General features: G+C 59.3%; 6 protein-coding genes. All 6 read right to left on the bottom strand.

The genetic code is table 11. From position 1 onward, the window contains the following. Positions 1-361, bottom strand: a 361-nt coding sequence (locus WA904_RS14745) for a GTP-binding protein (RefSeq protein WP_425197877.1), incomplete at its 3' end; no start/stop codon positions are given. A 146-nt stretch (positions 362-507) separates the two neighbouring features. Beyond that, positions 508-2610: an elongation factor G gene (fusA, locus tag WA904_RS14740; RefSeq protein WP_425197876.1), complete on the bottom strand. Its 2103-nt coding sequence runs from the start codon at positions 2608-2610 to the stop codon at positions 508-510. 197 nt (positions 2611-2807) lie between these two features. Then, positions 2808-3281 carry a 30S ribosomal protein S7 gene (gene rpsG, locus WA904_RS14735; protein WP_077592325.1) on the bottom strand — a complete coding sequence of 158 codons (474 nt, stop codon included), beginning with the start codon at positions 3279-3281 and terminating at the stop codon, positions 2808-2810. A gap of 202 nt (positions 3282-3483) precedes the next feature. Further along, a complete protein-coding gene (gene rpsL / locus WA904_RS14730) occupies positions 3484-3861 on the bottom strand; it encodes a 30S ribosomal protein S12 (RefSeq protein WP_077592324.1) in 378 nt (125 codons plus the stop codon). A gap of 187 nt (positions 3862-4048) precedes the next feature. After that, a complete protein-coding gene (locus WA904_RS14725; protein WP_425197875.1) occupies positions 4049-5248 on the bottom strand; it encodes a D-alanyl-D-alanine carboxypeptidase family protein in 1200 nt (399 codons plus the stop codon). A gap of 72 nt (positions 5249-5320) precedes the next feature. Further along, positions 5321-5947 carry an alpha/beta hydrolase gene (locus WA904_RS14720; protein ID WP_425197874.1) on the bottom strand — a complete coding sequence of 209 codons (627 nt, stop codon included), beginning with the start codon at positions 5945-5947 and terminating at the stop codon, positions 5321-5323. Positions 5948-6000 lie beyond the last annotated feature (53 nt).

Below are 6000 nucleotides of genomic sequence, written 5' to 3'. Positions count from 1 at the left end.
GGATGTGCTCGCGGGTCTGGGGCATGGGGCCGTCAGCGGCCGAGCACACCAGAATGGCGCCGTCCATCTGGGCGGCGCCGGTGATCATGTTTTTCACAGAATCGGCGTGGCCGGGGCAGTCGACGTGGGCGTAGTGGCGGTTGGCCGTTTCGTATTCAACGTGGGCGGTGTTGATGGTGATGCCGCGGGCCTTTTCTTCGGGGGCCGCGTCAATTTGGTCGTAGCCTTTGGCTTCGCCACCGAACTTGGCTGCGAGCACGGTCGTGATCGCCGCGGTCAGCGTGGTCTTGCCATGGTCAACGTGCCCGATCGTGCCTACGTTGACGTGCGGTTTGGTCCGCTCAAATTTGCCTTTTGCCATTTTTAACTCCAGATAAAGAACGTGCCCGTGTATGGTTTAACGTTTGCACTGTGTTGCTTGTTCCATCACCACGGGCAGTGAGGGGCACACAATCGCAGACAGGAAAAGAGTGATGCCGGTCCTTGCGGAACCGGCACCGGTTTTACTTACTTGGCGCGCGCAGCCATGATGGCTTCGGACACATTGCGCGGAGCCTCGGAGTAGTGCTTGAACTCCATGGTGTAGGTCGCACGGCCTTGGGACATCGAACGCAGCGTGGTCGAGTAACCGAACATTTCGGACAGCGGCACTTCAGCCTTGATGGCCTTGCCGCCACCGACCATGTCTTCCATGCCCTGCACCATGCCGCGGCGTGAGGACAGATCGCCCATCACGTTGCCGGCGTAGTCTTCCGGTGTTTCCACCTCAACAGCCATCATGGGCTCCAGGATCACCGGGCTGGCCTTGCGGCAGCCTTCCTTGAAGCCAAAGATTGCAGCCATCTTGAAGGCCATTTCGTTCGAGTCCACGTCGTGGTACGAACCGAAATGCAGCGTGACCTTGACGTCCACCACCGGATAACCGGCCAGCACGCCCGTGGTCACAGCCTCGTGAATGCCTTTTTCAACGGCAGGAATGTATTCACGCGGAACCACGCCACCCTTGATCGCGTCGATGAACTCGATGCCCTTGCCCATTTCATTGGGCTCGATCTTGAGCACAACGTGGCCGTACTGGCCCTTGCCGCCGGACTGGCGCACGAACTTGCCTTCGGCGTCTTCCACGGTCTTGCGAATGGTTTCGCGGTAAGCCACCTGAGGCTTGCCCACGTTGGCTTCCACGCCGAATTCGCGCTTCATGCGGTCAACAATGATTTCCAGATGCAGCTCGCCCATGCCGGCAATCAGGGTCTGGCCGGACTCTTCGTCGGTCTTGACGCGGAAAGACGGATCTTCCTGCGCCAGACGCTGCAGGGCGATGCCCATTTTTTCCTGGTCAGCCTTGGTCTTGGGCTCCACGGCCTGCGTAATCACAGGCTCGGGGAACACCATGCGCTCGAGCATGACGATCGCGTCCGGATCGCACAGGGTTTCGCCAGTGGTCACGTCTTTCAGGCCCACACAGGCCGCAATGTCGCCAGCGCGAATTTCGCTGACTTCTTCACGGTTGTTGGCGTGCATCTGCACGATACGGCCGATACGCTCTTTCTTGCCCTTGATCGGGTTGTAGACACTGTCGCCCTTTTTCAGAACGCCGGAATACACACGCACAAAGGTGAGCTGGCCCACAAACGGGTCAGTCATCAGCTTGAAGGCGAGCGCAGAGAATTTCTCTTCGTCGTCCGCACGGCGGGTCACAGGCGCTTCGTCTTCATCCATACCCTTGACAGGCGGGATGTCGACCGGCGACGGCATGAACTCGATCACGGCGTCCAGCATGCGCTGCACGCCCTTGTTCTTGAAAGCAGAGCCGCAATACATCGGCTGGATCTCGCTGGCAATCGTGCGCGTGCGGATGCCGAGCTTGATTTCAGCCTCGGTCAGGTCGCCTTCTTCGAGGTATTTGTTCATCAGCTCTTCAGACGACTCGGCAGCGGCCTCGACCATCTTCTCGCGCCATTCCTTGGCCAGCTCGAGCAGCTCGGCCGGGATCTCGCTGTAGGTGAACTTCATGCCTTGCGAAGCCTCATCCCAGATGATGGCTTTCATCTTCAGCAGATCCACCACGCCGGTGAAGTTTTCTTCGGCGCCGATGGGGATCACCATGGGCACAGGGCTGGCCTTCAGGCGCAGTTTCATCTGCTCCACCACCTTGAAGAAATTGGCACCGGTACGGTCCATCTTGTTCACAAAGGCCAGACGCGGCACCTTGTACTTGTTGGCCTGGCGCCAGACGGTTTCCGACTGGGGTTGTACACCGCCCACGGCGCAATACACCATGCAGGCGCCATCCAGCACGCGCATCGAGCGCTCGACTTCAATCGTGAAGTCGACGTGGCCCGGGGTGTCGATGATGTTGATGCGGTGCTCAGGCAGGGACGTGTCCATGCCCTTCCAGAAGCAGGTCGTTGCCGCGGAAGTGATCGTGATGCCGCGCTCCTGCTCCTGCTCCATCCAGTCCATGGTGGCCGCGCCGTCATGAACTTCACCAATCTTGTGGTTCACGCCGGTATAAAAGAGGATCCGCTCGGTGGTCGTGGTTTTTCCGGCATCAATGTGCGCGGAAATGCCGATGTTGCGGTAGTTTTGAATGGGGGTAGCGCGGGACATAAATTACTTTCGGTTCGAAAGACGAACAAGGACTCGTTGCCAAAACATTTTTTATGCTTTTTCTACGCGTCTGCGGGCTGCACGTTTTGCATGCAGCCCGCAGAAAGTGGGGTTGAACCCTCGGGAGTCAAGACGCCAGTTGCGCCTCGGGCCGTCAGGCAACGCGTCACTTCCGCGCAGCAAACATGCAACTGAAATTAGAAGCGGAAGTGGCTGAACGCCTTGTTGGCTTCGGCCATGCGGTGAACTTCGTCACGCTTCTTCATGGCGCCGCCACGGCCTTCGGTGGCCTCCATCAGCTCATTGGCCAGGCGCAGGGACATGGACTTTTCGCCACGCTTCTTGGCGGCTTCTTTCAGCCAGCGCATGGCCAGGGCCATGCGGCGCACAGGACGCACCTCAACCGGTACCTGGTAGTTGGCACCGCCAACACGGCGGGACTTCACTTCAACCATGGGCTTGATGTTGCCGATGGCCATGTGGAAGGCTTCCAGCGGATCTTTGCCGGGGTTCTTTTTCTCGATCTGCTCGAGGGCGCCATACACAATACGCTCGGCGACAGCTTTTTTGCCGCCTTGCATGATGACGTTCATGAACTTGGCAAGGTCAACGTTGCCAAATTTTGGGTCAGGGAGAATTTCACGTTTAGGGACTTCGCGACGACGTGGCATTTTTTCACCTCTTTGCTTCAGTTGGCGCCGCTTTTGGCAGCACCGCGAGAGTTATCAAAACCCTCACTTACTCGACCGGTACAAACAACTTGCACTTGGGTCACTTCGCTTGAAACACCTGCCAGGGTGATTCAAACACCTGTTTTGAAGACATCACGACGACATCCTCTGGCGCGGGCAATAAAACCCGAGCCGGTTCGGCTTATTTGGCCTTTGGCTTCTTCGCACCGTACTTGGAGCGCGACTGCTTGCGGTCTTTCACGCCTTGCAGATCGAGCGAACCACGGACGATGTGGTAACGCACACCGGGCAAGTCCTTGACACGACCGCCGCGAACCAGCACCACGCTGTGTTCCTGCAGGTTGTGGCCTTCGCCGCCGATGTAGGAAATGATTTCAAATCCGTTCGTCAGGCGCACTTTGGCGACTTTACGCAGAGCGGAGTTTGGCTTCTTGGGGGTTGTGGTGTACACACGGGTACACACACCGCGCCGCTGTGGAGAATTCTCCATCGCAGGGCTCTTGGACTTGATCTTTTCGACCTTGCGTCCCTGAGTGACTAGCTGATTAATGGTTGGCATTTAAAACGTCCCTAAACGTCTGGTATCTGACTTGACTGTAAATACGTGACTATTTACGTGAAAACGTGAATCTCCCCGGAAATTCCGGAAAAGCCCTCGAGTGTAGCAGTTTGGGGGGCCATCTGCAAATTTACCCGGCCGGGGAGAGCCCCCATCGGCCTGCAAGCCTCCCGCAGGGGTTAGCGCCCTACTTGATCCAAAGCCGGATCGAATCCCAGGCCCGGCCCAGAATGCCGGCTTCTTCAACGGTTTCCAAGGCCACCAGCGGGATGTCTATGACTGTCTCGCCGCCGCCCAGGTTGACCTTGAGCGTTCCGACGACCTGCCCCTTGGTGAAAGGCGCAACCAGGGGGTCGGGCCGGGCGACCTGGGTCTGGACCTTGGCGGAGCTGCCGGCCGTGATGGCAATCACGATGGGCTGGTGTCGACCCAGCTTCACGGTGCCGGACCGGCCTTTCCAGACATTGGGCGAGGCCACGGCCTGGTCGGCGTCGAACAGCTTGACGGCCTCGAAAGCGGTGTAGCCCCAGTTCAGCAGCTTTTGCGATTCGTTGGCGCGGGCGCTGTCGCTGGCGGTGCCCAGCACAATCGCCAGCAGGCGCCGGCCGCCCGGCGCACCGGCAGGGCCCAGGTTCGGGAAGTCGCGCTTGGCGGTGGCAATCATGCAGTAGCCGGCCGCGGCAGTGTGGCCGGTTTTCAGGCCATCGACCGTGGGATCGCGAAACAGCAGGGTGTTGCGGTTGGTGTCGTTGGCAGCGGGCGTGCCGGGATAGCGATACTTCTTGATCGCCGAAAAACCCATGTAGTCGGGAAAATCCTGCATCAGGCGGGTGGACAGGATGCTCAGGTCGCGCGCCGTGGTGGTATGGCCCGGCTCGGTCAGGCCTTCCGGATTCTTGTAGCTCGTGGACTTCATGCCCAGCACCTTGGCCTGTTCGTTCATCAGGCGAACAAAATTCTCGACGCCGCCGCCCACACCTTCGGCCAGCGCCATGGTGGCGTCGTTGCCCGACTGCACCACCATGCCCTTGATCAGGTCTTCGACAGGCACCTGCATCTTCGGGTCGATGAACATGCGCGAACCCGGCATTTTCCAGGCGCGCTCGCTCACGGGAAAAGTCTGCTTGAGGGTGATCTTTTTGGACTTGAGCGCATCGAACACCAGGTATTCGGTCATCAGTTTGGTCAGCGAGGCCGGCTCGATTGGGATGTCGATGTCCTTGGCGGCCAGGATCTGGTTGGCCGTGACATCCAGCAGCAGGTAGGAGCGGGCAGCCACTTCGGGTGGCTGCGGCATCTGGGCTTGCGCCGCTGGCAGCAGAACCAGGGAAGACAGCAGCACCAAGGATGGAGCAAAGCCACGAAAAGCAGTCAGGAAACGGCGCATGGGAAATAGACCTGGAAATGGAAAACGAAGGCAAAAAAGAGACGGCAAAGACCCGGATCGGGTCTGAAAAAGTCAGCCTAGGTGGCGTGCCACCAGATTTTTCAGAAGCGGCAATTGTCCATGAAAGAAATGCCCCCCCCCGGGGACAACCGTAACAGGCAGTACCTGCGGGCGCGCCCAGTCCAGCACCGATTGCAGCGGCACCGTGTCGTCCTGCTCACCGTGCACAACCAAAGTCCGGGGATGCGCGTCCGCAGGAATGGGGGCGGCAACCGCGCGGTCGACGCTGGTTCCTACCAGCACCAGTTTTTCGATGTCGCGCAAGGGAGCCAGGCGGCCAAAGGCATGCGTGGTGACGTAAGCACCGAAAGAAAACCCGGCCAGGCACAGCGGGCCCTGCGGCGCCATGGCTGCCACGACGGCCAGCATGTCGTCCAGCTCGCCGCGGCCTTCGTCATGCGCGCCTTCGGTACCACCCACCCCCCGGAAATTAAAACGAACCGCGGTCCAACCGGCCTGCAGAAACGCGCGCGCCAGGGTCTGCACCACCTTGTTGTCCATGGTGCCGCCGAAGAGCGGGTGCGGGTGGGCGATGACGGCTACGCCTTTAGAAGCTTGCCCGCCTGCAGGCAAGTCCAGCGCCACTTCAATATCGCCCGCAGCGCCCTGCACCACGGATTTCTGGGTTTGGGAATTCACGCCTTGCTTTCCATTGACAAAATTGCTATCAAAATACTAGCTACTTAAACCCG

The sequence above is a fragment of the Polaromonas sp. genome (assembly GCF_049790275.1).
GTDB lineage: Bacteria > Pseudomonadota > Gammaproteobacteria > Burkholderiales > Burkholderiaceae_C > Polaromonas.
The sequence above is the reverse complement of the archived record's forward strand: the minus strand, read 5'-3'. Positions and strand labels throughout refer to the sequence as shown.

Coding starts and splice junctions, on each gene's coding strand:
- fusA (WP_425197876.1), bottom strand. CDS start 2,610: ATGTCCCGCGCTACCCCCATTCAAAACTACCGCAACATCGGCATTTCC.
- rpsG (WP_077592325.1), bottom strand. CDS start 3,281: ATGCCACGTCGTCGCGAAGTCCCTAAACGTGAAATTCTCCCTGACCCA.
- rpsL (WP_077592324.1), bottom strand. CDS start 3,861: ATGCCAACCATTAATCAGCTAGTCACTCAGGGACGCAAGGTCGAAAAG.
- WA904_RS14725 (WP_425197875.1), bottom strand. CDS start 5,248: ATGCGCCGTTTCCTGACTGCTTTTCGTGGCTTTGCTCCATCCTTGGTG.